Below are 25,677 nucleotides of genomic sequence, written 5' to 3'. Positions count from 1 at the left end.
TCGTGCCTGGTCGCGCACCCGCGGCGGAGCCGTACGCCGGCACGGCCCCCGCGCCGCTCACGTCGGCAGGCCCGGTGGTGTCTTGGCGGGTGCCGTCTCCAGGCTCTCCAGTGCCATGCGGATCGCTTCGTCCAGCTGGGTGTCCCGGCCCGCCGCGTGGTCCTGCGGGCGCTGGACGACCTCCACGTCCGGGTCGACGCCGTGGTTCTCCACGCCCCACTCGTAACCCTCCAGCCAGAACGCGTACTTCGGCTGGGTGACCAGGGTGCCGTCGACCAGGCGGTAGCGGCTGTCGATGCCGATGACACCGCCCCAGGTGCGGGTGCCGACCACCGGTCCGAGACCGAGCGCCTTGATCGCCGCGTTGACGATGTCGCCGTCCGAGCCGGAGAACTCGTTGGCGACGGCCACGACCGGACCGCGCGGGGCGTCCTCGGGGTAGCTGTAGGGGCGCATGCCGCGCGGCACGGCCCAGCCGACGATGCGCCGGGCGAGCTTCTCCACCACGAGCTGGGAGGTGTGGCCGCCGCGGTTCTCCCGGACGTCGACGACCAGCCCCTCGCGGGCCACCTCGACGCGCAGGTCGCGGTGGATCTGGGCCCAGCCGGGCGCCTGCATGTCCGGGACGTGGAGGTAGCCGAGGCGGCCGCCGGACTTCTCGTGGACGTAGGCCCGGCGGTCGGCGACCCAGGCGTGGTAGCGCAGCGGCTCCTCGTCGGCGAGCGGGACGACGACGGCGTGCCGGGGCTCACCGCCGCCGGACGGGGAGATCGTCAGCTCCACCGGCTTGTTCGCCGTGCCGACCAGCAGCCGCCCGGGGCCGGTGACCGGGTCGACCGGCTGCCCGGCGACCGCCACGATGGCGTCCCCGGGGCGTACGGCCACGCCGGGCGCGGCCAGCGGGCTGCGGGCGTCAGGGTCGGAGGTCTCCGAGGGCAGGATGCGGTCGACGCGCCAACTGCCGTCCTCGTGGCGGGAGATGTCCGCTCCGAGCAGCCCCTGGCGGGGGCCGCCGCCGTGGCCGGCGCGCGGGGTGACGTAGGCGTGCGAGGTGCCCAGTTCGCCCTGCACCTCCCACAGCAGGTCGACCAGGTCGTCGTGGGTGGCGCACCGGTCCACGACCGGGCGGTAGCGGTCCAGGACGCCGTCCCAGTCGACGCCGCTCATGTCCGGCCGCCAGAAGTGGTCGCGCATGATGCGGCCGTTCTCGTCGAACATCTGCCGCCACTCGGCGGCCGGGTCGATGAACTGGCGGACGCGGCCGAGGTCGACCGTGATGTTGGAGTCGCTGTCGTCGTCGCCGGAGGCACGCCGGTCGCTGGGGACGACCTTCAGCCGCCCGTCGGTCCACAGCAGCACCCGCTTGCCGTCGCCGCTGACCTCGAAGTGGTCGGCGTCCGCGGCGAGATGCTCGACCCGCTGCTGGACGAGGTCGTAGCGCTCCAGCTCGGTCTTGGGCTCGGGGTCGTCCGGGTTGGCGCGGGACGCGCCGAGCACCCCGGTGACCGGGTGCCGCAGCCACAGCACCCCGTCCTTGGCGGCGCGCAGGCCGGAGTAGCGGGCGGCCTCGACCGGGAAGGGCACGATGCGGTCGGCGAGGCCGTCCAGGTCGATGCGCGTGGTCGGGGTGCCCTCGCTGTCGGGGGTCTCCTCCCGGTCGGGCGTCTCGAAGGAGCGGCCGTGCCGCTGCGGGCCGAACGGGGAGGGCGTGGTGGCGGCGAGGGTGATCAGGTGCGGCCGGGCGCCCTCCACGAAGGCCAGGTCGAAGACGTACTCGTCGTAGACCGGGTCGAAGGCGCGGGTGGACAGGAAGGCGAGGTGCTTGCCGTCGGCGGTGAAGGCGGGCGCGTAGTCCTGGAAGCGCAGCGGGGTGGCCTCGGTGACCGACAGGTCGGTGGTGTTGGCGAGCTTCAGCTGCGCCAGGGGCCGCGGCCCCGGGTGGGACCAGGCGAGCCAGGCGGAGTCGGGCGAGAAGACCAGGCCGGACACGTCGCCGTCCTCGCTGCGGTCCACCTCCCGCACCTCGCCGGTCTCGCGCTCCACCAGCAGCAGGCGCCCGTCGTGGCAGGCCACGGCGGCGCGGCCGCCGTCGGGCGCCACGGCGAGGTCCAGCACCCGGCCGAGCTGCCCGGCGGCGAGCCGGCGCGGGGTGGCGCCCGGGGTGAGGCCGGTGGCGGGCGCGAACTCCAGGGCGTCGTCGCCCTCGGCGTCCGTCACCCACACCACCCACACCTCGCCGTCGGCGCGGAACGTCCGGGGCAGCCGGGCCCGGACGCCGGGCGTGGCGGCGAGCGCACGGGCCGGGCCGGAGCGGTGGGTGACCCAGTGCACCGAGCCGCGCACGGACACGGCGCTGCCGCGGGCGGTGTGGTCGGGGGAGGCGGAGCCGAACCAGCGGGAGGCGTTGACCGTGAACGGCTGGAGGTCGACGCGCTGGCCGCCGAGGCGCACGTCGAGCCGGCGCGGTTCCGCCCCGTCCAGGTCGTCGAGCAGCCACAGCTCACCGGCGGCGGCGTACACGACCCGGCGGCCGTCGGTCGCGGCGTGCCGGGCGTAGAAGCCCCCGAGGGGGGTGTGCCGGCGCAGGTCGGAGCCGTCGGCGAGGGAGGAGTACAGCGCGCCGGTGCCCTCGTGGTCGGAGAGGAAGCCGACCCGGTCCCCCACCCACAGCGGGTACTCGAGGTTGCCGTCGAGGTCCTCGTGCAGCCGCACGAACTCGCCGTCGTCCTCGCGGTCGATCCACAGCTTGCCGGCGGTGCCGCCGCGGTACCGCTTCCACCAGGCCGCCTCGCGGCCCATCGGCGCCGACAGCAGCACCGTGTGCGGGCCGTGGGCGACGTCCCCGACGGGACCGTAGGGCAGGGTGGCGGCCGGGCCGCCGTCCAGCGGCACGGCACGGGCCCAGGTCCGGCGCAGGCTGGCCTGCCCCTCGCTGCTGATGGCCAGGACCTCGCCCCCGGGGGTCCACCCGCGCACCTGGGTCCTGTGGCTGCCCCAGTGGGTCAGTCTCCTCGCCGGGCCGCCGTCGACCGGCGCGACGTGCACCTCGGGGGCGCCGTCGCGGGTGGAGGTCCAGGCGACGGTCGTGCCGTCGGGCGAGATCCGGGGCTGGGTCACCGGCACGTTGTCGGCGCTGACCCGCCAGGCGCGGCCGCCGTCGAGCGGGGCGAGCCACACGTCGTCCTCGGCGGTGAAGGCGACCAGGTCGCCGTGCACGTGGGGGAACCGGAGGTAAGCAGGCGATGTCACCCGATCACCCTATGCAGCAAGGCCGTCGCGCGGACAGGGTTCCGATCACTTGCCCTCGACGGGTCACTTGCCCTCGACGGGGCGGCAGTCCGGGTACCGGTCGCACCAGATGGTCTGGGTGACGGTCACGGTGACGGTGGGTCCGGGCTGCCCGCCGCCGCCCCCGCCGACCGGCGGCGGGCTGGTGCGGTCGCAGTCGCCGAGCCCGTCGACCGTGAACCAGGTCTTGCCGTCGACCTTCGCGGTGATGGTGCCGCGTACGCAGGCGCCCTCGACGGCGTGGGTGACCCGGCCGGTGACGTCGATGTCCTTGCCGTCCTTGGTCTCGCCCTGGCAGTCGACGGTGGCGACGGTCCGCTCACCGGCCCCGCCCGCGGAGGGCGAGGCCTTGCCGCCGGTGCCGTAGGAGGCCGTGCAGGTCAGCCAGCGCACGCCCGCCTTCTGCCGGTTCAGCTCCCTGGTCACGGTCTCGTCGACGGTGTAGGCGACGGACGCGGAGCTGATGCCGCCGGGCTCGCACGCGACGGCACCGCACACGGCTGTCACCGCGAACACCGTCGCCACCGCCCCGCGACGCCCCCGCGCTCCCCGGCAGATCCTCCTGAAAGCCCCCATCATGGGGGCAGCCTGCCACCGACGGCGGCAGCGCGGTAGGGCGCAAAGGCGTCAACCGCGCAGCAGGAGCCACTCCTGAAGCTCCACCAGATTCCCCTCGGGGTCCTTGAGACGGGCCACCCGCATGCGGTCGGTCAGCGGTGCCGGGCCGTGCAGGAGGGTGGCGCCGCGCAGGGTGATCTCCTCGCAGTACGCGTCCAGCGCGTCCACCCGCAGGACGACCAGGGACCGGTGCCCGCGCGCGGGTTCGCCCAGTTCGCCGAGGACCTCGGCCATCGCCGCCCGGTCCTGCAGCGCGATCCCGGCGGAGCCCGCGGCGGGGCTGAACCTCTCGTACGGCCCGTGCTCCGCACCGGACTGCGGCTTGAGGCCGAGGACCTCGCCGTAGAAGCGGTAGCAGGCGGCGAAGTCGGACACGAGCAGACGTACCTGTGCGAGTTCCACGGTGCCTCCGGAAGGGGTCAGGACCAGCGTCCGGTGCGTGCCATGAGGACGGCTGCCGCCGCCGTCCCGGCCGTCGACGTGCGCAGCACGCTGCGCCCGAGGCAGTACGCCCCGGCCCCCGCTTCCCCGAACAGCGCCAGCTCCTCCGGCGCCACGCCCCCTTCGGGCCCCACGACCAGCACGATCTCGCCGGTGGACGGCAGACCGGCCGTCGCCAAGGGCTCCTCGCCGCTCTCGTGCAGCACGGCCGCGAAGTCGGCCCCGGCGAGCAGGGCGGCGACCTGCTTGGTGGTCGCGGCGTCCGCGACGTCGGGGAAGCGCACCCGGCGGGACTGCTTGCCGGCCTCGCGGGCCGTGGCCCGCCACTTGGCCAGGGCCTTGGCCCCGCGCTCGCCCTTCCACTGCGTGATGCACCGCGCGGCGGACCAGGGCACGATCGCGTCGACCCCGACCTCCGTCATGGTCTCCACGGCCAGTTCCCCGCGGTCGCCCTTGGGCAGGGCCTGGACGACGGTCACCCGGGGCTGCTCCGCCGGTTCCTCGCTCACCGAGTCGAGCTGGACGATCAGCCGGTCCTTGCCCTCGGTGCCGAGCACGACGCAGTCCGCCCAGCGTCCCGCGCCGTCCGTGAGGACGACGTCCTCGCCGGCGCGCAGCCGCTTCACCGAGACGGCGTGCCGCCCCTCCGGGCCGTCGAGCACGTACCGGCCGCCGCCTCCCGCGCGGAAGTGCTCGACGACGAACACCGGTGCGGTCATCGCGCACCTCCCGCCAGCGCGGCACGGGCGGCGGCGAGTTCGCCGGCGAGCACCTCGACCAGGCGCCCGGCGGGCATCTCCCGGGCCATCCGGTGGCCCTGTCCGGCCCACAGCGCCATCCCCTGGGGGTCGCCGGCCTTGGCGGCGGCCTTGCGCAGCGGAGCGGTGAGGTGGTGGACGTCGGGGTAGGCGGCGGGGGCGTACGGGCCGTGCTCGCGCAGGAACCGGTTGACCAGGCCGCGCGCCGGGCGGCCGGTGAAGGCCCGGGTCAGCTCCGTGCGGACGAAGAGGGGGTTGGTCAGGGCCTGTTTGTGCAGGGCGTGCGCACCCGACTCGTGCGTGGGCAGGAAGGCCGTGCCCAGCTGGGCGGCGGCGGCGCCCGCGGCGAGCACCGCGGCGATCTGGCCGCCGCGCATGAGGCCCCCGGCGGCGACGACGGGGATGTCCACGGCCTCGCGGACCTGTGCGACGAGGGAGAGCAGTCCGAGGCCGCTGCCGTCGGTCTCGGGGGTGTCGCGGTGGGTGCCCTGGTGGCCGCCGGCCTCGATGCCCTGGGCGATGACGCCGTCCGCGCCGGCCCGCTCCACGGCCCGGGCCTCCTCGGGGGTGGTGGCGGCGGCCAGGACGAACGTGCCGACGCGGTGCAGGGTGTCGACCACCTCGCGGTCCGGGACACCGAAGTGGAACGAGACCACCGGCACCGGGTTGTCGCGCAGGACCACGAGCTTGGCCTCGAAGCCGTCGTCGCGTCCGCTCTCGGGGTCGCCGAGCTCGGTCTCGTACCAGGTCGCCTCGCCGGCCAGCTGGTGGGCGTAGACGTCCACGGCGGCGGGGTCGGCGAGGTCCGGGTGCGGCAGGAAGACGTTGACGCCGAACGGCCGGCTCGTGAGGCTCCTGAGCTGCTTGATCTCCTGGTACATCCCGTCGGCGGTCTTGTACCCGGCGGCGAGGAACCCGAGCCCGCCCGCCTCGCACACGGCGGCGGCGAGCTGCGGGACGGAGATGCCGCCCGCCATGGGGGCCTGCACGATCGGGAGCGGGAAGAGATCGGTCAGAGCGGAGGACATGACCGCATGTTGTCACGTCCTCCGCGCCCGTCCGAATCCGGCCTGCCGCAGGGCACAGACCAGAGGAATGCCCGCTTCCGCAGCCCCGCCGGACGGCCGGCCCACGGGCGACGGGCGGCGCTGCCCGCGCCGCCGGGGGGTCCGCTCAGCACCCCCCGGCCGCTGCGTCAGCGCCCGTTGAACGCGTCCTTCAGGCGCGAGAACAGCCCCTGCTGCCCCGGCTGGAACTGGCCCGTGGGGCGTTCCTCGCCGCGGAGTTTGGACAGTTCGCGCAGGAGGCGTTCCTGCTCGGGGTCGAGCTTGGTCGGGGTCTGGACCTCGACGTGGACGATGAGGTCGCCGCGCCCGCCGCCGCGCAGGTGGGTGACACCGCGGCCGTGCAGCGGGATCGACTGGCCGGACTGGGTGCCCGGGCGGATGTCGACCTCCTCCATGCCGTCCAGCGTCTCCAGCGGCACCTTCGTGCCCAGGGCCGCCGCGGTCATGGGGAGCGTCACCGTGCAGTGCAGGTCGTCGCCGCGGCGCTGGAACATCGGGTGCGGCAGCTCGTGGATCTCGACGTAGAGGTCGCCGGCCGGACCGCCGCCGGGCCCGACCTCGCCCTCGCCGGCGAGCTGGATGCGCGTGCCGTTGTCCACACCGGCCGGGATCTTGACGGTGAGGGTCCGGCGGGAGCGCACCCGTCCGTCGCCCGCGCACTCCGGGCAGGGCGTGGGGACGACCGTGCCGAAGCCCTGGCACTGCGGGCAGGGGCGAGAGGTCATGACCTGGCCCAGGAAGGACCGGGTGACCTGCGACACCTCACCGCGGCCGCGGCACATGTCACACGTCTGCGCGCTGGTGCCCGGGGCCGCGCCCTCGCCGTTGCAGGTGTTGCAGACGACGGCGGTGTCGACCTGGATGTCCTTCGTCGTGCCGAAGGCCGCCTCGTCGAGCTCCACCTCGATGCGGATCATGGCGTCCTGGCCGCGGCGGGTGCGCGAGCGCGGTCCGCGCTGCGACGCCGTGCCGAAGAAGGCGTCCATGATGTCCGAGAAGTTGCCGAAGCCGCCGGCCCCGAAGCCGCCCGCGCCGCCGCCGGCCTGCGAGAGCGGGTCGCCGCCGAGGTCGTAGACCTGCTTCTTCTGCGGGTCCGACAGCACCTCGTAGGCGGCGTTGATCTCCTTGAACCGCTCCTGGGTCTTCGGATCGGGGTTGACGTCCGGGTGCAGCTCGCGGGCGAGCCGCCGGAAGGCCTTCTTGATCTCTTCCTGCGACGCGTCGCGGCGCACGCCGAGTACGGCGTAGTAGTCCGTGGCCACTACGACTCCGCCAGGATCTGTCCGACGTACCGTGCCACTGCGCGTACCGCTCCCATCGTTCCCGGGTAGTCCATGCGGGTCGGTCCGACCACGCCGAGCTTGGCGACTGCCTCGCCGCCCGAACCGTAGCCGACCGACACGACGGACGTGGAGTTGAGTCCTTCGTGGGCGTTCTCGTGACCGATCCGTACGGTCACGCCCGGATCCTTCGCCTCGCCGAGCAGCTTGAGGAGCACGACCTGCTCCTCCAGCGCCTCCAGCACGGGCCGGATCGTGAGGGGGAAGTCATGACCGAAGCGGGTCAGATTGGCGGTGCCGCCGATCATCAGCCGCTCCTCGTTCTCCTCGACGAGCGTCTCCAGGAGTGTGGAGAGCACCGTGGAGACCGTACCCCGGTCCTCGTGCTCGAACGCCTCCGGGAGATCCTCCACCAGACTCGGCACATCCGCGAAACGGCGGCCCGCCACACGGCTGTTGAGGCGGGCGCGCAGATCCGCGAGCGAGGCCTCGCCGAACGGCGCCGGGCAGTCCACCACGCGCTGCTCGACCCGCCCGGTGTCCGTGATCAGCACGAGCATCACCCGCGCGGGTGCCAGGGAGAGCAGCTCCACGTGCCGCACGGTCGAGCGGGTCAGCGACGGGTACTGCACGACGGCGACCTGGCGGGTGAGCTGCGCGAGCAGCCGCACCGTGCGCGCCACGACGTCGTCGAGGTCGACGGCGCCCTCCAGGAAGTTCTGGATCGCGCGCCGCTCGGGCGCGGTCATCGGCTTGACGCCGGCGAGCTTGTCGACGAACAGCCGGTAGCCCTTGTCGGTGGGGATCCGCCCGGCACTGGTGTGCGGCTGGGCGATGTACCCCTCGTCCTCCAGGGCCGCCATGTCGTTGCGCACGGTCGCCGGGGAGACGCCGAGGTTGTGCCGCTCGGTGAGGGCCTTGGAGCCGACCGGCTCCTCGGTGCCGACGTAGTCCTGGACGATGGCGCGCAGCACTTGCAGTCTGCGTTCACTGAGCATCGCGCACACCTCCAGAAGTCGTCCGCCCGTTGCCCGCCGTTCGCGGCCTGGCACTCTGCGCGTGCGAGTGCCAGCATTCCCCGGCCCAGTGTACGGCGGTGGGGTACGCCCCCGGCAAGGCTGGTCGTGCGGCGTCGTGCCGCGGGCGGGGTGCACCGCTAGCGTCGCCCCATGACGGTGACTTGGGAAGAGGCCGGCTGGGAGCGGGTGGCCGCCGGGGTGGGACGGTGCCGGCTGCCGGTGTGGGACTGCACGGCGGGGCTGGTCGCGGGTGAGGGCGCGGTGCTCGTGGTGGACGCGGGATCCAGCCCGGCCGAGGGTGCGCGGGTGCGGGAGCAGGCGCGGTCGCTCACCGGTCACCGTGTGACGCATCTCGCGCTGACGCACCCCCACTTCGACCACGTCTTCGGGGCGGCGGCGTTCACGGGGGCGGAGGTGTTCGCGGCGGTGGGCGCGGACGCGGCGCTGACGCGGGCCCGGGACCGGGAGGAGCTGTACGAGGACGCGGTGCGCAACGGTCTGGCGGGGGATGTGGCACGCGCCTGCGCGGACCGGCTGGCGGCGCCCCGGCACCTGGTCTCCGGCGAGTGGACCCTGGACCTCGGCGGCGGGCGCACCGTGCTGCTGGCGAACGTGGGTCCGGGGCACACCGCGCACGATCTGGCGGTGCTGGTGCCGGGCGATCCCGAGGTGGTGTTCTGCGGGGACCTCGTCGAGGAGTCGGGCGAGCCGCAGGCAGGTCCGGACGCCGTGCCCGCGCGGTGGCCGGCCGCGCTGGACCGGCTGCTCGCCCTCGGCGGCGAGGACGCGCTGTACGTGCCCGGTCACGGAGCGGTGGTCGACGCGGGGTTCGTCCGGGCCCAACGGGACGCGCTGGCCGCGCGTTTCGGCGTGTCGTCGTGACCGTCCGGCGGCTTTCCCTATCGTCGTGCGAATGCGCCAGTACTCGACCGATCTGACTCCGCCGTGGAAGAAGCCGACGCCGGTTCCCGAGGTCCCGGCCGAGCCGGGCCTGGTGGTCGAGGAGCCCGGGACCGGGTTCTGCGGTGCGGTGGTCCGCTGCGAGGCGGGCACGGTGACCCTGGAGGACCGCTTCGGCAAGCACCGGGTGTTCCCCATGGAGCCGCGCGGGTTCCTGCTGGAGGGCAGGGCCGTGACACTGGTCCGGCCCGGCACGGGCGCTCCCGCGCGTCCCTCGCGCACGGCGTCCGGTTCGGTGGCGGTGCCCGGTGCCCGGGCGCGCGTGGCCCGGGCGGGCCGCATCTACGTCGAGGGCCGGCACGACGCGGAGCTGGTCGAGAAGGTGTGGGGCGACGACCTGCGCATCGAGGGGGTCGTCGTGGAGTACCTGGAGGGCGTGGACGATCTGCCGTCGATCGTGGAGTCGTTCGCACCCGGCCCGGACGCGCGCCTCGGCGTCCTGGTCGACCACCTCGTGCCGGGTTCCAAGGAGTGGCGCATCGCGCAGTCGGTGACGAGCGAGCACGCGCTGGTGGTGGGCCACCCGTACATCGACGTCTGGGAGGCCGTGAAGCCGTCGTCCCTCGGCATCGCTTCCTGGCCGCGGGTGCCGCGCGGCCAGGACTGGAAGACGGGCGTGTGCCGGGCCCTGGGCTGGCCGGAGAACACGGGTGCCGCGTGGCAGCGGATCCTGTCCGGGGTCCACTCGTACAAGGACCTGGAGCCCGAGCTGCTCGGACGGGTGGAGGAACTGATCGACTTCGTGACGGCACCGGCGGACTGACGTTTCAGTCGACCAGGTCCCGCACGACGCCGTCCGCCAGCAGCCGCCCCCGCAGGGTCAGGACGGCCCGGCCCTGCTCGTACGGGCCGGGCTGAAGCAGTCCGTCCGACAGCGCCCGGCGCGAAGCGGCCAGGCCCGCGTCGCGCAGCAGCGACAGCGGGACCCCGTCCCGCAGCCGCAGCTCCAGCAGGATCCGCTCGACCCGCCGGTCCTCCGCCGAGAGCACCTCACGCCCGGCCCCGGGCGACCGGCCCGCCGCGAGCGCCGCCGCGTAGGCGCCCGGGTGCTTCACGTTCCACCAGCGCACGCCGCCCACGTGGCTGTGCGCCCCGGGCCCGGCGCCCCACCAGTCGGCGCCCCGCCAGTACAGCTCGTTGTGCAGGCACCGGCCCGCTTCGGAGGTCGCCCAGTTCGACACCTCGTACCAGTCGAACCCGGCGCCGGAGAGCACCTCGTCGGCGATCAGGTACCGGTCGGCGTGGACGTCGTCGTCGGTCATCGGCACCTCACCCCGGCGGATGCGCCGGGCGAGCTGCGTGCCCTCCTCGACGATCAGGGCGTAGGCGCTGACGTGGTCGGGCCCGGCGCCCAGCACCGCGTCCAGCGAGGCCCGCCAGTCGTCGTCGGACTCCCCCGGCGTGCCGTAGATCAGGTCCAGGTTGACGTGCTCGAACCCGGCCGCCCGGGCCTCCGCGACGCAGGCCTCGGGCCGCCCGGGGGTGTGGGTGCGGTCCAGCACCTTCAGGACGTGCTGCCGCGCGCTCTGCATGCCGAAGGAGATCCGGTTGAAACCGCCCTCGCGCAGGGTGGCCAGATACGCCGGGTCCACCGAATCGGGGTTCGCCTCGGTCGTGATCTCGGCGTCCTCCGCGAGGCCGAACTCCTCGCGGATCGCCCCCAGCATCCGGACGAGGTCCCCGGCGTCCAGCAGCGTCGGCGTGCCCCCGCCCACGAACACCGTCCGCACGGCCCGCGGGTCGCCCCCCAGCACCTTGCGGGCCAGCCGGACCTCGTCCACCAGCGTCCCGGCGTAGTTGTCGCGGGAGGCGAGCACGCCGCCGGTGCCGCGCAGCTCGGTCGCCGTGTAGGTGTTGAAGTCGCAGTAGCCGCAGCGGGTCGCGCAGTAGGGGACGTGCAGGTAGAACCCGAGGGGGCGGTCGGCGGCCCCGGCGAGCGCGGACGCGGGCAGCGCGCCGTCGTCGGGGACGGGCTCGCCGTCGGGGAGTGCGGAAGGCATGCCCTCCATTGTCCAGCACCGGCGGGCTCACTCCGCCTGGAGCACCAGCAGCGCCAGATCGTCCGCGGGGGGCCGCTCGCCGAAGTCGTGCACGAGCTGCTGGATCCGCTCGGCTATCAGCTCCGCCCGGAGCCCCGCGCACCCGGCCAGCGCCGCCGCGAGCCCGTCCCCGTCGTCGAACTGCCGGGAACCGGAGCGGCGCTCGGTCACCCCGTCGGTGACGCACAGCAGGGTGTCCCCGGCGCGCAGGTCGAAGCTCTCGCTGGTGTACGTGGCGTCCTCGACCACGCCCAGCAGGGTCTGCGGCTGCGCGCAGGGCTGCACCTCGCCGCCCGCCCCGAGCAGCAGCGGCAGGGGGTGCCCGGCGGAGGCGACGGTGCAGTGGACCCCGCCGTCGAAGGGGACCAGTTCGCCGTAGAGCAGGGAGAGGAAGCGCGTCTGGGGGCCGTCGCCGGGCGGCGTCGGGCGGGCCCCCGCGGCCACCAGTGCCCGGGCCGCGGCGTCGGCGGCCTCGGTGGCGTCGTCGAGCAGGAGCTGGTTGAGGCGGTCCAGGACGTCGGCGACGCGGTAGCCCTCGCGGGCCAGCAGGCGCAGCCAGGGGCGGGCCAGGCCGATGACGACGGCCGCCTCGGGGCCCTTGCCCTGGACGTCACCGACGGCGAAGCACCAGCGTCCGTCGCCGGCCGGGAACAGGTCGTAGAAGTCGCCGCTGGGCCCGCCCTTGTCGCACGGCTCGTAGACGAGCGCGCTGCGCACGCCGGGGATCTCGGCCACGGCGCCGGGCAGCAGGCCGCGCTGGAGCACGGCGCTGATGGTGGCCTGGCGCGCGTACCGGCGGGCGGCGCCGACGGCGAGCGCGACGCGGCGGCTGAGGTCCTCGACGAGGCCGGTGATCTCGTCCGGGAAGCCGGCCGTCCCGGTCCGCCCGATGACCAGGGTGCCCAGGGGCCGGCCCCCGGCGACCAGCCGGTACGCCAGCGCGGCGCCGGGCCCGCCGAGGGCCTCGCCGGGCCAGGGGTGAGCGGCGGGCCCGGGCCGGGACGGGTCGGACGGCTGCGGCGGCTCCTTCTCCAGGGCCCGGCGCAGTTCCTCGACGCGGTGCTCGCTGCGGTGCCAGACGCGCGTGAGGCCGGGGCCGTCGGCGCCGCTCCAGCCGCCGGTGGCCTCGTCCTCCATCCACATCGCGCACCAGTCGGCGAGCCGCGGCACGATCAGCTGCCCGGTGAGCGCGGCGACCAGGTCCTCGTCGAGCTGGCCGGCGAGCAGGTCGGAGGCCTCGGCGAGGAAGGACAGCGCCCCGCGGCCCAGCCAGCCGCCGTCCTGCTCCTCGTACCGCTGCCGGCGCTCCTCCGGGCCGGCCGGGGCCGGCTGCCGCGACGGACCGTCCAGGTCCGGAGCATCGTTGCGACCGGCCCGCTCCCCGGGTCCGGGGGATCCGGCGGATCCTGGCGGCTCGGGTGCGAGGTTCTCCGCGAACCGCAGGTCGCGCGCGAGCGCGTGCTCCCCCGCGTGCTCGCCCGCGTACGCCGCTGCTTGCGCCTCCGCCCGCGCCCGCGCTTCCTCCTCCGCCGCCGCGGGCAGCCGCGCCCACACGGTCTTGCTGCCGGCGCGGTACGTGATCCCCCAGGACTCGGACAAGGCGCCGACGAGCCGCAGGCCCCGTCCGTGCTCGGGCGGCTCGGCGGACGGGTCCGGCCCGGCGCCGCGCGGGGCGCGGGAGGGGTGGTGGTCGCGGACCTCGACGACCAGCGCGGCCGTGTCCGGGACGTCGCCTTCGAGCCGGCACTCCAGCTCGACGACGGTGCCGGCGTGCACGACGGCGTTGGTGACGAGTTCGCTGACGACGAGCCGGGCGTCGGCGGCCAGGCGCTCGGTGAGGTGCGCGGCAGCGGGCAGGCCCGTCTCCGCCCACTCGGCGAAGGCGGCGCGCAGCAGGCTGCGGGCGGCGCCCGGCGCCAGGGAGCTGCCGGGCAGGGTGGCGTGCGCCCGCGCCTGCACCGGCAGGGACGCCTGCCCCTGCGCCTGCGCCGACAGGGACGCCTGCGCGTGCGTCGGGGCGGACGCCCGCGCGGTGGCTGCGGAGGCCCCGGCGACACCCCCGTGGGCGGCGGGTCCCTCGCCGACGGACGCCGCGGCAGCGGGCTCGGTGAGCCCTTCCCCCGCGGGTACGGACGGCCCCCGGGCGGGCGCAGGCGCCTGCTCTGCACGGGAGGCGGTCTCCCGTTGCGTCGGAATGGCCCCCATGGGCGGCTCCCCGGGCAGTTCGTGCGAATACGCCACAGTCGATGCCGACAGGGTGACAGACCGGCCCCGCCCATAAGCGCCGAGTTACCGAAGTGGGCCGCCACGAGTGAGAAGAGTGCTACGGAGGTGGTCGCAGAACGGTCGCGAGACGGTCGGATCCGAGCACCCGGGCGTCACCGCCCGTTCGTGGGGCGCCCCCGCGCCCGCGAGGACGACGACGGGCCGGCGCCTGTGCGGCGCCGGCCCGGGACGGATCACCGGAGACGTACTACGCCTCCCGGGACCCCTCGTACATCTCGTCGATCAGGTGCTTGTACTCCCGCTCCACGACGGGCCGCTTCAGCTTCAGGCTCGGCGTGATCTCGCCGTGCTCCACGTCGAGGTCCCGCGGCAGCAGCCGGAACTTCTTGATGGTCTGCCAGCGCTGCAGCCCCTCGTTGAGCTGCTTCACGTACCCGTCGACCATCTCCACCGTCACCGGCGCCGCCACGATCTCCGCGTACGGCTTGCCCTCGAGGCCGTTGTCCTTGGCCCACTCGGTGAGGGCGATCTCGTCGAGCGCGATGAGAGCCGTGCAGTAGTTCCGGTCCGCCCCGTGCACGAGGATGTTCGACACGTACGGGCACACCGCCTTGAACTGCCCCTCGACCTCCGCCGGCGCGATGTACTTGCCGCCCGAGGTCTTGATGAGGTCCTTCTTGCGGTCGGTGATCCGCAGGTAGCCGTCGGCCGACAGCTCCCCGATGTCGCCGGTGTGGAACCAGCCGTCCGGCTCCAGCACCTCGGCGGTCTTCTCGGGCAGCTTGTGGTAGCCCTCCATGATGCCGGGGCCGCGCAGCAGGATCTCGCCGTCGTCGGCGATGCGCACCTCCGTGCCGGGCAGCGGCTTGCCGACCGTGCCGGTGCGGTAGGCCTCGCCCGGGTTGACGAAGGACGCGGCCGAGGACTCGGTCAGGCCGTAGCCCTCCAGGATGTGGATGCCGGCACCGGCGAAGAAGTAGCCGATCTCGGGGGCGAGGGCGGCCGAGCCCGACACGCAGGCCCGCAGGTTGCCGCCGAAGGCCTCCCGGATCTTGGCGTACACCAGCGTGTCGGCGACCTTGTGCTTGGCGTTCAGCCCGAACGGCACGGTCGCGGTCCCGGTGCGGCGGAAGTTGTCCTGCGAGACCTTGGCGTACTCACGGGCGACCTCGGCGGCCCACTGGAAGATCTTGTACTTGGCTCCGCCGCCCGCGCGGGCCTTGGCGGCGACCCCGTTGTAGACCTTCTCGAAGATGCGCGGCACGGCGGCCATGTACGTCGGCTGGACCACCGGGAGGTTCTCGATGATCTTGTCGACCCGGCCGTCCACGGCGGTGACGTGCCCGACCTCGATCTGCCCGGAGGTGAGCACCTTGCCGAAGACGTGGGCGAGCGGCAGCCACAGGTACTGCACGTCGTCCCCGCCGACCAGCCCGGTCGCGGCGATGGCCTTGGCCATGTACGACCAGTTGTCGTGCGGCAGCCGCACGCCCTTGGGGCGCCCGGTGGTGCCGGAGGTGTAGATGAGGGTGGCGAGCTGGTCCTTGGTGATGGCCCCGACCCGCTCCTTGATCAGCTCCGGTTCCTTCTCCAGCCGGGCGGCGCCGCGCTTCTCCAGCTCGTCCAGGGTGAGGATCCAGTCGGCGGTCTCCGCGCCGGCCGGGTCCACGACGACGACGTGGGTCAGCTCGGGCAGCTCGGCCCGCTTCTCCTTGGCCTTGGCGAGCTGCTCGGCGTTCTCCGCGACGAGGACCCGGCTCTCGGAGTCCGACAGGATGTACGCCGACTCGTCGGCGTTGGTCTGCGGGTAGACCGTGGTGGTGGCGGCGCCGGCGCACATGATGCCGAGGTCCACCAGGATCCACTCGACGCGGGTGCTGGAGGCCAGGGCGACGCGCTGCTCGGGCTGCACGCCCAGCTCGATCAGGCCCGCCGCGATGGCGTAGACCCGCTCGGCGGCCCGGGCCCAGGTGAGCGACTTCCACTCGTCCGGCCCTTCGCCGGAGGACGAGGGCACCGGATAGCGGTAGGCCTCGGCGTCCGGCGTGGCGGCCACGCGCTCCAGGAAGAGGCCCGCCACGGAAGGCGGACGGTTCTCGATCAAAGTCTGTGTGTCGCTCACGACATCCTCCGGGCCCGCGACAGCGCGGCTGGCTCAGGTGCGGCTGGTTGGTCCTCACGAGCTGCAGGTCACGCCTGTTGTTTAACTGGTGAGTAACTATCGAGCAGGGATCAGCGTAAAGGTCGGCCGGTTCCTGCGTAAGAGGCCGCGGCCTGTCACTTCGTACAGAGAGCTACCCCGTCGACGCGTCGGGCCCGCCGCGCTTTCGCACGACGGGCCCTTGTTCTACCCGGTTTGCGGCGTAACCCGCGGTAATCCCCGGTTACTTCTTGGCCTTGCCCGACCCCGCGCTGTCATCGCTCGACAGGACCGCGATGAAGGCCTCCTGGGGAACCTCCACGGAACCCACCATCTTCATCCGCTTCTTGCCTTCCTTCTGCTTCTCCAGCAGCTTCCGCTTGCGGGAGATGTCACCGCCGTAGCACTTGGCGAGGACGTCCTTGCGGATGGCGCGGATGGTCTCGCGGGCGATGACCCGCGAGCCGATGGCGGCCTGGACGGGCACCTCGAACGCCTGCCGCGGGATCAGCTCCTTGAGCTTGGCCACGAGCCGGACCCCGTAGGCGTACGCCTGGTCCTTGTGGGTGATCGCCGAGAAGGCGTCCACCTTGTCGCCGTGCAGCAGGATGTCCACCTTGACCAGGCTGGACGTCTGCTCGCCGGTGGGCTCGTAGTCGAGCGAGGCGTAGCCGCGGGTCTTGGACTTCAGCTGGTCGAAGAAGTCGAAGACGATCTCCGCCAGCGGCAGCGTGTAGCGGATCTCGACCCGGTCCTCGGACAGGTAGTCCATGCCGAGCAGCGTGCCGCGCCGGGTCTGGCACAGCTCCATGATCGAGCCGATGAACTCGCTCGGCGCGAGGATGGTGGCCCGCACGACCGGCTCGTACACCTCCGAGATCTTGCCCTCGGGGAACTCGCTCGGGTTGGTGACCGTGTGCTCGCTGCCGTCCTCCATGACGACGCGGTACACCACGTTCGGGGCGGTCGCGATCAGGTCGAGCCCGAACTCGCGCTCCAGCCGCTCGCGGATCACGTCCAGGTGCAGCAGCCCGAGGAAGCCGACGCGGAAGCCGAAGCCGAGCGCGGCCGAGGTCTCCGGCTCGTACACCAGCGCGGCGTCGTTGAGCTGGAGCTTGTCCAGGGCCTCGCGCAGCTCCGGGTAGTCCGAGCCGTCGAGCGGGTACAGGCCCGAGAAGACCATCGGCTTGGGGTCCTTGTAGCCGCCGAGGGCCTCGGTGGCGCCCTTGGACTGGCTGGTGACGGTGTCGCCGACCTTGGACTGGCGGACGTCCTTCACCCCGGTGATCAGGTAGCCCACCTCGCCGACGCCCAGTCCGTCGGCGGGCAGCATCTCCGGCGAGTTGGTGCCGATCTCCAGCAGCTCGTGGGTGGCGCCCGTCGACATCATCTTGATGCGCTCGCGCTTGTTGAGCTGCCCGTCGATGACACGGACGTAGGTCACCACACCGCGGTAGGAGTCGTAGACCGAGTCGAAGATCATGGCGCGCGCGGGGGCGTCCGCGACACCCACCGGGGCGGGGACCTCCGCGACGACCTTGTCCAGCAGCGCGTCGACGCCGACACCGGTCTTGGCGGACACCTTCAGGACGTCGCCGGGCTCGCAGCCGATGAGGTGCGCGAGCTCCTCGGCGAACTTCTCGGGCTGCGCGGCCGGCAGGTCGATCTTGTTCAGCACGGGGATGATCGTGAGGTCGTTCTCCATCGCCAGGTACAGGTTGGCGAGGGTCTGCGCCTCGATGCCCTGGGCGGCGTCGACCAGGAGGATGGTGCCCTCGCAGGCGGCGAGCGACCGCGAGACCTCGTAGGTGAAGTCGACGTGCCCCGGGGTGTCGATCATGTTCAGGATGTGCGTGTTGCCCTTGTCGTGGGTCGGGGCCCACGGCAGACGCACGGCCTGGGACTTGATCGTGATGCCACGCTCGCGCTCGATGTCCATGCGGTCGAGGTACTGGGCGCGCATCTGCCGCTGCTCGACCACTCCGGTCAGCTGGAGCATCCGGTCGGCGAGCGTGGACTTGCCGTGGTCGATGTGCGCGATGATGCAGAAGTTGCGGATCAGAGCCGGGTCGGTACGGCTCGGCTCGGGCACGTGGCTGGGGATCGCGGGCACGCAGGGTCCTGATTCTTGAGGCGTCCGCAGTGTCTGCGGTCTCGGGTCGGATCGATACGTAGCCTCCATGGTCCCACGGGCGCGGACCGCGGACGGGTTTGGGCCGGGAAAGGGCGCGCTGGTAGCCTGAGTGGCTGTGCCTCATGCCCTCTCGCAGGAGGCGCGCTCAAGAAATCACCGGTACGGGACCCGAGCGGTGCCGTGCCAGAACCTGAGAAGGCTCATTCGTGGCGAACATCAAGTCCCAGATCAAGCGGATCAAGACCAACGAGAAGGCGCGGCTGCGCAACAAGGCCGTCAAGTCCTCCCTCAAGACCGCGATCCGCAAGGCCCGTGAGGCTGCTGCCGCGGGTGACGCCGAGAAGGCCACCGAGTACCAGCGCGCTGCCGCGCGTCAGCTCGACAAGGCCGTCTCCAAGGGCGTCATCCACAAGAACCAGGCCGCCAACAAGAAGTCGGCGCTGGCTCAGAAGGTCGCCGCGCTCAAGGGCTGACGTCTGATGTGACGCCGGAGGGAATCGAGCGGGCCCTCTCTCATCCGCTCCCGTCCGGCACCCCTTTCGGATCCGCGCGCGGCCTGCGTTCGCCACGCGGGCGCGGATCCAGCAGCGTGAACCGAACGGCCGGGTGTCCTCCTGTTCCCCATGGGAGGGCCCCGGCCTTCGGCCTTTTTCGGACCTGTGTCCCCTGGCCCGTGTCCTCGGACCTGTGTCCCCTGGCCCGTGTCCTCGGGCCTGTGTCCTCGGGCCTGTGTCCTCGGGCCCGTGTCCTCGGGCCCGTGTCCTCGGGCCGAGGGCGTGGGGTCTGTCAGCACTCCGGGCCTGTCTCCTCAGGACCAGAACTCGTTGCTCCTGTCGATGTCCTCGACGCATTCGTCGAGGTCGGTGACCTTGTCGCCGACGATCCGGAAGACGATGCATCCGGTGTCGTCGAGGCGCCTGCCGTTGCGCTCGGCCGTGAAGCGGGTCATGCCGACCGCGTGGCCGCGGCCGTCGACCGCGACGCCGATCAGTTCGGCACGCATCGTGCCCTGGGTCTCCGCGCCGAGCCGCTCGTACATCTCGATGATCGCGTTGACCCCTTTGAAGTCACCCGACAGCGGGTGGTCGCCGGGCACGTGGTGCGTGGCGTCCGCGGCCATCAGCCCGCGCAGGGTGTCCATGTCCCCGCGCGAGAAGGCCTCGAAGCCCTTGCGGACGAGCGCTGCGTGCGGGTGTTCAGCCATGATCCTCGCCACCTTTCCTGACTCGGCGACGTACGGCTGACTGCTTCGATTCTCCCTCCGGCCGCGCCCGGCGGCACAGCGGAGACTGGAATGCCGAGCGACGGAATGCTGAGTGGCGGAGTGCTGAGTGGCGGAGTGCTGAGTGGCGGAATGCTGAGTGGCGGAATGCCGAGTGGCGGAATGCCGAGCGGCGAAGCACCGGTGACACGGACGTCCTGGCAGGTGTCCCCGTGGCGGCGACCCGGCTCCCGGCCCCGCCCGGCCCGGGAGCTCGAGCGACAGGCCCGCCGCACATCGGGCGGGTCTGTACCGACCCCCGGTCGGTCAGCCCCTGCCCCGGGAGCGGGCCGCGCGGGCGATGGTGACGACCGCCTTCTCCAGGGCGTACTCGGGGTCGTCGCCCCCGCCCTTCACGCCCGCGTCCGCCTCGGCGACGGCCCGCAGCGCGGCCGCCACGCCGTCGGGGGTCCAGCCGCGCATCTGCTGACGGACACGGTCGATCTTCCAGGGCGGCATGCCCAGCTCCCGCGCCAGGTCCGCCGGCCGGCCGCCGCGGGCCGACGACAGCTTGCCGATGGCCCGGACGCCCTGCGCCAGCGCGCTCGTGATCAGTACCGGCGCCACTCCGGTCGCCAGCGACCAGCGCAGCGCCTCCAGGGCCTCCGCGGCCCGGCCCTCGACCGCCCGGTCCGCGACCGTGAAGCTCGACGCCTCGGCCCGCCCCGTGTAGTACCGCCCGACGACCGCCTCGTCGATCGTCCCCTCGACGTCCGCGACCAGCTGGGACACGGCCGACGCCAGCTCGCGCAGGTCGCTGCCGATGGCGTCGACGAGCGCCTGGCACGCCTCGGGGGTGGCGGACCGCCCGGCCGTGCGGAACTCCGCCCGTACGAACGCCAGCCGGTCCGCCGGCTTGGTCATCTTCGGGCAGGCCACCTCGCGGGCCCCGGCCTTGCGGGCCGCGTCGAGCAGGCCCTTGCCCTTGGCTCCGCCCGCGTGCAGCAGGACGAGGGTGATCTCCTCGGCGGGCGAACCGAGGTAGGACTTCACGTCCTTGACGGTGTCGGCCGACAGGTCCTGCGCGTTGCGCACGACGACGACCTTGCGCTCCGCGAACAGCGACGGGCTCGTCAGCTCGGCGAGCGTGCCGGGCTGCACCTGGTCGGGCGTGAGGTCCCGCACGTCCGTGTCCGCGTCGGCGGCCCTCGCGGCGGCCACCACCTCCTGCACGGCACGGTCCAGCAGCAGGTCCTCCTGGCCGACGGCAAGGGTCACCGGCGCGAGGGGATCGTCGTTCGCACTCTTCCTGGGCATCGCGACAAGCATCCCACGCGGCGGTGACAACGAGCCGAGGCGGCCGGACCCGCGGACGGGCCTACGGCTCCTCCCGCCAGCCCTCCCACTCCCCGGCGAACCGGTCCAGCTCGTCCGGGTCGAGCCGCTCCTCCTCGTCACGCAGGACGACCAGCCACTGCGCGTCCTCGGCATCGTCCTCACCGGCCAGCGCGTCCCGCACCAACTGCGGTTGCTCGGCGATACCGAACCGCTCCCCGAGCGCCTCCACCACTTCCTCGGCCGCGTCCCGGTCGGGCAGCACCAGCACATGTCGCACGTCACTCACGCCGGCCATTCTCCGACACGGGTGTCCGAGCCGGGGCGCCGGGCCGGTCGCGGCCGGGCCGGTCGCGGCCGGGCCGGTCGGGGACGGGGCATGTCGTGGGGCGAGGTGAGGCGGGGCCCGACGGAGCCGGATGCGGCTCGGGCCGGGTGGAGCCGGGGCCGGCTCGGGCCGGGTGGGGCCGGGGCCGGCTCGGGCCGGGTGGGGCCGGGGCCGGCCGGGTCCCCGGCGGCATCGCGCTACACCGGGTCCCGCAGGACCGGCACCTCGGCCAGTTCGATGCCGAACCTCTCGCGGTAGGCCGCGAGCACCTCCTCGTCCGTCTCCAGCTCCCGCTCCTCCCGCGTGCCGTCGGCCGCCGTCGCCGTCAGCTTCCGCCCGCCGAGCGTGATCCGCCCGCCCTCCTCCGTCACGCGGGAGCAGACCAGCGACCGTGTGAAGTGCGACTCCGGGGAGGTCCGGTGCCACCACGCCCCGGCCACGAAGTCGCCGAGCACCCGCGGCCGCACCTCCAGGCGGTACTGCGGCCGACCGTCCCGGATCACGTCCAGGTCCGCCGCCTCCGCGGTCCCGTGGCCGCCGCGCACCCCGGCCGCGTCCGGGCCCGCCTCGACGATCCGGAACGTGCCCGCCGGGTCCTGCTGCTCCCCACGCTCCCCGAACGCCAGCGGCAGATGGCTGTGCGCCCCGAACCCGACGTCGGCCAGCCAGTCCCCCGCGTCCACCGTGCGCACCCGCAGCGCGAGATGGTCGTACGGGATCCCGAGCCGGTCCCCGTCCGCGTGGACCCGCGCCGCCAGCAAGGTCACGTCGTACCCGAGCGCGGCGAGCAACGCCCCGAAGGCCCCGTTGAGTTCGTAGCAGAACCCTCCCCGGCGCGCCCCCACCACCTTGTCCAGCAGCCGCTTCTCCTCCAGCACGATCTCCTCGCCGAGGTGGACCGAGAGGTTCTCGAACGGCACCGTCTGCAGATGACGCAGATGCAGATCGCGCAACGCGTCGACGGTGGGCCACGCCGGCTGGTCGACTCCGAGACGGCGCAGATAGGCATCAACCTGACTTGGGTTCATGCCCTCAGTCTCGCGCCACCGTCAGCCCTCCGTCCCCTCCGGTGACCGCCAGCGCACCGTCCCGGTCCGTGCGCAGCACCACCGCGCCCCCCGCGCGCAGCGCCGCGACCGTGCCGGGGGCCGGGTGACCGTACGGGTTGTCCGCACCGCAGGAGATGAGGGCCAGTCGCGGGGCCACCCGGCGCAGCAGGCCCGGGTCCTGGTACGCCGAGCCGTGGTGGGCGACCTTCAGCACGTCCACCCGTCCCAGCTCCCGGGCCGCCGGCGACCGGGCCAGCGCCCGCTGGGCCGGGGGTTCGAGGTCGCCGAGCAGCAGCAGGCGCAGTCCGCCGGACCGGACCAGCATCGCGACGCTGGCGTCGTTCGGGCCTTCCGGCGCCGGGTGGGCCGGGAGCAGGTGCGGGGGCGCGCCGGGCGGTGGGCTCGGGGGCGGCCACACCACCTGCCAGGACAACTCCCCCGTACGCCGCTGCTCCCCGGCCGCCGCCCGCGTCACGGGCACCCGCTGCGACGCCGCGTGCCGGCGTACGAAGGCGGCCTGGTCCGCCGGTTCCTCGAATCCGGTGGTGGTGATGGCGCCCACCTCCCGGCCTCGCAGGACCCCGGGCAGGCCCGCGACGTGGTCGGCGTGGAAGTGCGTGAGCACGATCAGCGGGATCCGGGTGATGCCGAGGTCGCGCAGGCAGTGGTCCGCGAGCTTCGGATCGGGCCCCGCGTCGACCATCACCCCGGCGCCGTCGCCCGCGGCGAGCACCATGGCGTCCCCCTGGCCCACGTCGCACATGACCATCCGCCAGCCCGGCGGCGGCCAGCCCGTGAGGGTCCGGGTCAGCGGCGGCGGCTGCACCACGGCCAGCACCAGCACGGCACCGAAGGCCCCGCACCACCAGGGGTGGCGGAGCAACCGCCGCCCGACCGGCACGAGGACGAGAGTCACCGCGCCGAGCAGCGCCGCTCCCGCCCAGCTGCCCGGCCAGTCCACTCCCGCGCCGGGCAGCGCGGCCCCCGTACGGGCGATCCATGCGATCCACCCGGCGGGCCATCGCGCGCACCACGCGAGAGCCTCGGCCACCGGCATGGCCGCCGGTGCCGTGGCCAGGGCGGCGAAGCCCAGCACGGTCGCCGGAGCGACGGCGGCCTCGGCCAGCAGGTTGCACGGCACCGCCACCAGGCTCACGCGCGCCGACAGCACCGCGACGACGGGCGCGCACAGCGCCTGCGCGGCCGCGGCGGCGCCCAGTGCCTCGGCGAGCCTCGGCGGCACCCCGCGCCGCCGCAGCCCGGCGCTCCAGCGGGGCGCGAGGGTGAGAAGCGCACCGGTGGCCACGACGGAGAGCAGGAATCCGTAACTGCGCGCCAGCCACGGGTCGTAGAGCACCAGCAGCAGCACCGCCGTCGCCAGCGCCGGGATCATGGATCTGCGGCGGCCGGTGGCGAGCGCCAGCAGGGCGACGGCCCCGCAGGCCGCGGCCCGCACCACGCTCGGATCCGGCCGGCACACCACGACGAACCCGAGCGAGAGGGCACCCCCGAGCACTGCCGTACCGCGCAGGGAGATACCGAGCCGCGGCGCGATCCCCCGCCGTTCGGCCCGCTGGGCCAGGCCCGGTGGGCCGAGGAGCAGGGCGAGCAGGATGGTGAAGTTGGCTCCGGACACGGCGAGCGTGTGGGTGAGGTCCGTCTCCTTGAAGGCCTCCTCCAGCTCGGGGGTGACCCGTGAGGTGTCCCCGACGACCAGACCCGGCAGCAGGGCCCGGGCATCGGAGGGCAGCCCCTCGGTCGCCTCCCGCAACCCGGCCCGCAGCCGCCCGGCGAGCCGCTGGGCCCGCGACGGCTCCCGCACCACCCGCGGTGGACCGGGGCCCCGCACCCGCAGGACCGCCGCGATCCGGTCACCGCCCGTCAGGGCGGGCGCCGCCCGCGCCGCCACCCGGAGCCGCGTCGACGGCAGCAGCCCCAGCCACGGCGAGGGCACGGGTCCGTCGACGGCCCCGTTCCGCGTCGACGCCCGCACGTCGACGATCAGCAACACCGGCGTCCGCGTCGCGACGGTCGCTCCACCCAGGTCCTGCACGCGCCGCACCTCGGCGTCGATCAGCACCACGGTCGGAACCAGGTGATCACCCCTCACCTCCGGCCTGCTGAGCCGCGGATCGGAGGTCAGCTCCACTTCCGCGGTCACGGACCGGTACTCCCTCGCCAGACCGGGCACGGGTCCCCGGCGCAGATCCGCCCCGTGCAGCCCGGCCGAGGCGGCGGCAGCGGCCACACACAGCAGCACGGCGGCGGCCGAGGCGCGCGCCCAGGAGGGCGCGTGGCGGCGCCGGGCCCCCGGCAGCAGGGCGACAGCGACCAGACAGCCCGCCACGACGCCGAGGATCCATCCGGACGAGGCGTCCAGCACCAGCGCCGCCGTGGCCCAGGCCGCGAGGGCCGGCGGCACGAGACGCAGATCGGTGGGACCCTCCTGCCGGGGACGGGAACTCCCCAGCCGCTGCCCGGAGGCGGCGTGCACCTCCGCCCGGGCAGGGCGGGGCTCGGCCGCGGTCCCGGCAGGTCGCACCGCCGTACCGGCATCGTCCGAGGGCGCCGGCGTTCCGACACCGTCCGATGGCACCGGTCTACCGACTCCGCCCGATGACACCGACCTGCCGAGTCCGTCCGACGGCACCGGCCTACCGGAAGCGCCCGATGCCAACGGCCTGGCAACCCCGCCCGATGCCAACGGCACCCGGGCTCCGCCCGCTGGCGTCGGCACACCGGCCCCGCCCTCCGGCCGCGGCGTACCGGCGGCGTACCTCATGGCCGTACGAGAGCGCGCAGGTCGGCGAAGCGGCGGTCGCCGATGCCGTTCACCTCGCGCAGCTCGTCCACGGAACGGAAACCGCCGTGCTGCGTGCGGTAGTCGATGATGTGCTGCGCCAGTACCGGGCCGACGCCCGGCAGGGTGTCGAGCTGGTCGAGGGTGGCCGTGTTGAGCGGCACCGGAGCAGCCGGAGCCGCGCCGCCCGCCACACCCCCGGCCCCTGCCGCACCGGCCGTGCCTCCGGCGCCGGCCGGACCGGCGGGAGGCACCCCGCCCGTTCCGGAGCCAGCCGCACCGACGATCACCTGTTCGCCGTCCACCAGGAAGCGGGCACGGTTGAGCCCGTCGGTCTTCGTGCCCGGTTCCACACCACCGGCCGCACGCAGGGCGTCCGCGACCCTGGAGCCGGCGGGCAGACGGTGGATCCCCGGTTCGCGGACCTTGCCGCCGACGTCCACGACGATCTCCGCCGTCCCCGCCTTCGCCGCGCCCGCCGCCGTCCCGGAGGAAGCCGCAGTGGATCCGGCGGACGCGCCCCCGGCCGCTTCCGCGCCGCCCGGCTCCCGCGCGTCCCCCGCCCGGCCGGTCCCGTCCTGCCCCCCGTAGGGCGCCGCCGCCCTCACCACCTCCGGCGGCCGTACGGGCTGGGTGCGGCCGGCCCAGAAGTGCTGCGCGGCGAACGTCGCGGCGAGCACCAGCACGGCCGTCAGAGCGAGGACGCTCCGCCGCTCCAGACCGCACCGCGCCTGCACCCACAGCGGCATCCGCTCCCGCAGGGCGAGCCCGGCCCGCTCGCGCCAGGTGCCCCCGGCAGCGAAGCCACCCACTCCCTCTGCCGCGGCGCCTCCCCGGTTGTCACCTGCCGCATCACCCTGGTCCCCACACGCCAAGCCGCCACGGCTCTCCGCATTGCCACCACGGCTCTCCTCGGCGAAGCCGCCACGGCCCCTCTCCACACAGCCGCTTCGGCTCTCCGCCGCAGCACCGTCCCGCCCCTGCCCTCCACCGT

The 25,677-nt window shown here is 73.9% G+C and carries 20 protein-coding genes; 3 read left to right on the top strand and 17 right to left on the bottom strand.

Features of this window, described 5'->3' with window-relative positions; translation table 11 throughout:
- Positions 1–57 precede the first annotated feature (57 nt).
- From ACFYWG_RS13295 to hrcA, 7 genes are all read right to left on the bottom strand, one after another.
- The gene (locus tag ACFYWG_RS13295; RefSeq protein WP_389201808.1) at positions 58–3,204 is read right to left on the bottom strand and encodes a S41 family peptidase; all 3,147 of its coding nucleotides are present in this window, start codon (positions 3,202–3,204) and stop codon (positions 58–60) included.
- A 108-nt stretch (positions 3,205–3,312) separates the two neighbouring features.
- The gene (locus tag ACFYWG_RS13290; RefSeq protein WP_389201806.1) at positions 3,313–3,864 is read right to left on the bottom strand and encodes a hypothetical protein; all 552 of its coding nucleotides are present in this window, start codon (positions 3,862–3,864) and stop codon (positions 3,313–3,315) included.
- A gap of 51 nt (positions 3,865–3,915) precedes the next feature.
- Entirely contained in the window at positions 3,916–4,308 is a 393-nt protein-coding gene (locus ACFYWG_RS13285) for a VOC family protein (RefSeq protein ID WP_376323055.1), read from the bottom strand.
- Between the two features lie 17 nt (positions 4,309–4,325).
- Positions 4,326–5,066, bottom strand: coding sequence for a 16S rRNA (uracil(1498)-N(3))-methyltransferase (locus ACFYWG_RS13280; protein WP_383501627.1), 741 nt, complete (start codon positions 5,064–5,066; stop codon positions 4,326–4,328).
- Positions 5,063–6,133 carry a nitronate monooxygenase gene (locus ACFYWG_RS13275; protein WP_389201223.1) on the bottom strand — a complete coding sequence of 357 codons (1,071 nt, stop codon included), beginning with the start codon at positions 6,131–6,133 and terminating at the stop codon, positions 5,063–5,065. Before ACFYWG_RS13275 ends, ACFYWG_RS13280 begins: the two co-directional genes overlap by 4 nt.
- A 167-nt stretch (positions 6,134–6,300) precedes the next feature.
- A complete protein-coding gene (gene dnaJ / locus ACFYWG_RS13270; RefSeq protein ID WP_376323050.1) occupies positions 6,301–7,434 on the bottom strand; it encodes a molecular chaperone DnaJ in 1,134 nt (377 codons plus the stop codon).
- Positions 7,434–8,450: a heat-inducible transcriptional repressor HrcA gene (hrcA, locus tag ACFYWG_RS13265; protein WP_376323048.1), complete on the bottom strand. Its 1,017-nt coding sequence runs from the start codon at positions 8,448–8,450 to the stop codon at positions 7,434–7,436. Before hrcA ends, dnaJ begins: the two co-directional genes overlap by 1 nt.
- A gap of 171 nt (positions 8,451–8,621) precedes the next feature.
- Here hrcA and ACFYWG_RS13260 point away from each other — a divergent pair, with 171 nt between their 5' ends.
- A complete protein-coding gene (locus tag ACFYWG_RS13260; RefSeq protein WP_385413401.1) occupies positions 8,622–9,353 on the top strand; it encodes an MBL fold metallo-hydrolase in 732 nt (243 codons plus the stop codon).
- A gap of 31 nt (positions 9,354–9,384) precedes the next feature.
- A complete protein-coding gene (locus ACFYWG_RS13255; RefSeq protein WP_383501637.1) occupies positions 9,385–10,194 on the top strand; it encodes a DUF3097 domain-containing protein in 810 nt (269 codons plus the stop codon).
- 4 nt (positions 10,195–10,198) lie between these two features.
- Here the strand turns inward: ACFYWG_RS13255 and hemW are convergent, their stop codons facing one another.
- The 4 genes from hemW to lepA all read right to left on the bottom strand — a co-directional run bounded on the left by hemW (position 10,199) and on the right by lepA (position 17,949).
- A complete protein-coding gene (gene hemW, locus ACFYWG_RS13250) occupies positions 10,199–11,431 on the bottom strand; it encodes a radical SAM family heme chaperone HemW (RefSeq protein ID WP_383501640.1) in 1,233 nt (410 codons plus the stop codon).
- A gap of 27 nt (positions 11,432–11,458) precedes the next feature.
- Positions 11,459–13,675, bottom strand: a complete 2,217-nt coding sequence (locus ACFYWG_RS13245; RefSeq protein ID WP_389201219.1) for a SpoIIE family protein phosphatase — start codon at positions 13,673–13,675, stop codon at positions 11,459–11,461.
- Between the two features lie 268 nt (positions 13,676–13,943).
- Complete coding sequence (locus ACFYWG_RS13240; protein ID WP_389201217.1) at positions 13,944–15,818, bottom strand: AMP-dependent synthetase/ligase; 1,875 nt, start codon at positions 15,816–15,818, stop codon at positions 13,944–13,946.
- A gap of 262 nt (positions 15,819–16,080) precedes the next feature.
- A complete protein-coding gene (gene lepA, locus ACFYWG_RS13235; RefSeq protein ID WP_376323038.1) occupies positions 16,081–17,949 on the bottom strand; it encodes a translation elongation factor 4 in 1,869 nt (622 codons plus the stop codon).
- A gap of 227 nt (positions 17,950–18,176) precedes the next feature.
- Between lepA and rpsT the strand changes: the two genes are divergently transcribed.
- Positions 18,177–18,443: a 30S ribosomal protein S20 gene (rpsT, locus tag ACFYWG_RS13230; RefSeq protein ID WP_086849999.1), complete on the top strand. Its 267-nt coding sequence runs from the start codon at positions 18,177–18,179 to the stop codon at positions 18,441–18,443.
- A gap of 335 nt (positions 18,444–18,778) precedes the next feature.
- Here rpsT and ACFYWG_RS13225 read toward each other — a convergent pair whose 3' ends face one another.
- From ACFYWG_RS13225 to ACFYWG_RS13200, 6 genes are all read right to left on the bottom strand, one after another.
- Positions 18,779–19,174 carry a nuclear transport factor 2 family protein gene (locus tag ACFYWG_RS13225; RefSeq protein WP_383501650.1) on the bottom strand — a complete coding sequence of 132 codons (396 nt, stop codon included), beginning with the start codon at positions 19,172–19,174 and terminating at the stop codon, positions 18,779–18,781.
- Between the two features lie 324 nt (positions 19,175–19,498).
- The gene (holA, locus tag ACFYWG_RS13220; protein ID WP_376323034.1) at positions 19,499–20,488 is read right to left on the bottom strand and encodes a DNA polymerase III subunit delta; all 990 of its coding nucleotides are present in this window, start codon (positions 20,486–20,488) and stop codon (positions 19,499–19,501) included.
- A gap of 61 nt (positions 20,489–20,549) precedes the next feature.
- Positions 20,550–20,795 carry a hypothetical protein gene (locus ACFYWG_RS13215; protein WP_389201214.1) on the bottom strand — a complete coding sequence of 82 codons (246 nt, stop codon included), beginning with the start codon at positions 20,793–20,795 and terminating at the stop codon, positions 20,550–20,552.
- A 236-nt stretch (positions 20,796–21,031) separates the two neighbouring features.
- On the bottom strand, positions 21,032–21,862 hold the full coding sequence (locus tag ACFYWG_RS13210; protein ID WP_376323030.1) for an arylamine N-acetyltransferase: 831 nt from the start codon (positions 21,860–21,862) through the stop codon (positions 21,032–21,034).
- Between the two features lie 4 nt (positions 21,863–21,866).
- Positions 21,867–24,425 (bottom strand): ComEC/Rec2 family competence protein, encoded by a 2,559-nt coding sequence (locus ACFYWG_RS13205; protein ID WP_389201211.1) that lies wholly within the window; start codon positions 24,423–24,425, stop codon positions 21,867–21,869.
- Positions 24,426–24,661: 236 nt separating this feature from the next.
- Positions 24,662–25,495, bottom strand: a complete 834-nt coding sequence (locus ACFYWG_RS13200) for a helix-hairpin-helix domain-containing protein (RefSeq protein ID WP_389201209.1) — start codon at positions 25,493–25,495, stop codon at positions 24,662–24,664.
- Positions 25,496–25,677: the final 182 nt, after the last annotated feature.

This window comes from Streptomyces sp. NPDC003456 (assembly GCF_042878735.1).
GTDB lineage: Bacteria > Actinomycetota > Actinomycetes > Streptomycetales > Streptomycetaceae > Streptomyces.
This window is presented reverse-complemented; position numbering and strand designations above follow the sequence as displayed.

Excerpts from the sequence above, each read along its gene's own strand:
- ACFYWG_RS13255 (WP_383501637.1), top strand. The coding sequence starts at position 9,385 with ATGCGCCAGTACTCGACCGATCTGACTCCGCCGTGGAAGAAGCCGACG.
- ACFYWG_RS13290 (WP_389201806.1), bottom strand. The coding sequence starts at position 3,864 with ATGGGGGCTTTCAGGAGGATCTGCCGGGGAGCGCGGGGGCGTCGCGGG.
- hemW (WP_383501640.1), bottom strand. The coding sequence starts at position 11,431 with ATGCCTTCCGCACTCCCCGACGGCGAGCCCGTCCCCGACGACGGCGCG.
- holA (WP_376323034.1), bottom strand. The coding sequence starts at position 20,488 with ATGCCCAGGAAGAGTGCGAACGACGATCCCCTCGCGCCGGTGACCCTT.
- hrcA (WP_376323048.1), bottom strand. The coding sequence starts at position 8,450 with ATGCTCAGTGAACGCAGACTGCAAGTGCTGCGCGCCATCGTCCAGGAC.
- ACFYWG_RS13260 (WP_385413401.1), top strand. The coding sequence starts at position 8,622 with ATGACGGTGACTTGGGAAGAGGCCGGCTGGGAGCGGGTGGCCGCCGGG.
- ACFYWG_RS13275 (WP_389201223.1), bottom strand. The coding sequence starts at position 6,133 with ATGTCCTCCGCTCTGACCGATCTCTTCCCGCTCCCGATCGTGCAGGCC.
- ACFYWG_RS13210 (WP_376323030.1), bottom strand. The coding sequence starts at position 21,862 with ATGAACCCAAGTCAGGTTGATGCCTATCTGCGCCGTCTCGGAGTCGAC.
- ACFYWG_RS13225 (WP_383501650.1), bottom strand. The coding sequence starts at position 19,174 with ATGGCTGAACACCCGCACGCAGCGCTCGTCCGCAAGGGCTTCGAGGCC.
- ACFYWG_RS13245 (WP_389201219.1), bottom strand. The coding sequence starts at position 13,675 with ATGGGGGCCATTCCGACGCAACGGGAGACCGCCTCCCGTGCAGAGCAG.
- ACFYWG_RS13280 (WP_383501627.1), bottom strand. The coding sequence starts at position 5,066 with ATGACCGCACCGGTGTTCGTCGTCGAGCACTTCCGCGCGGGAGGCGGC.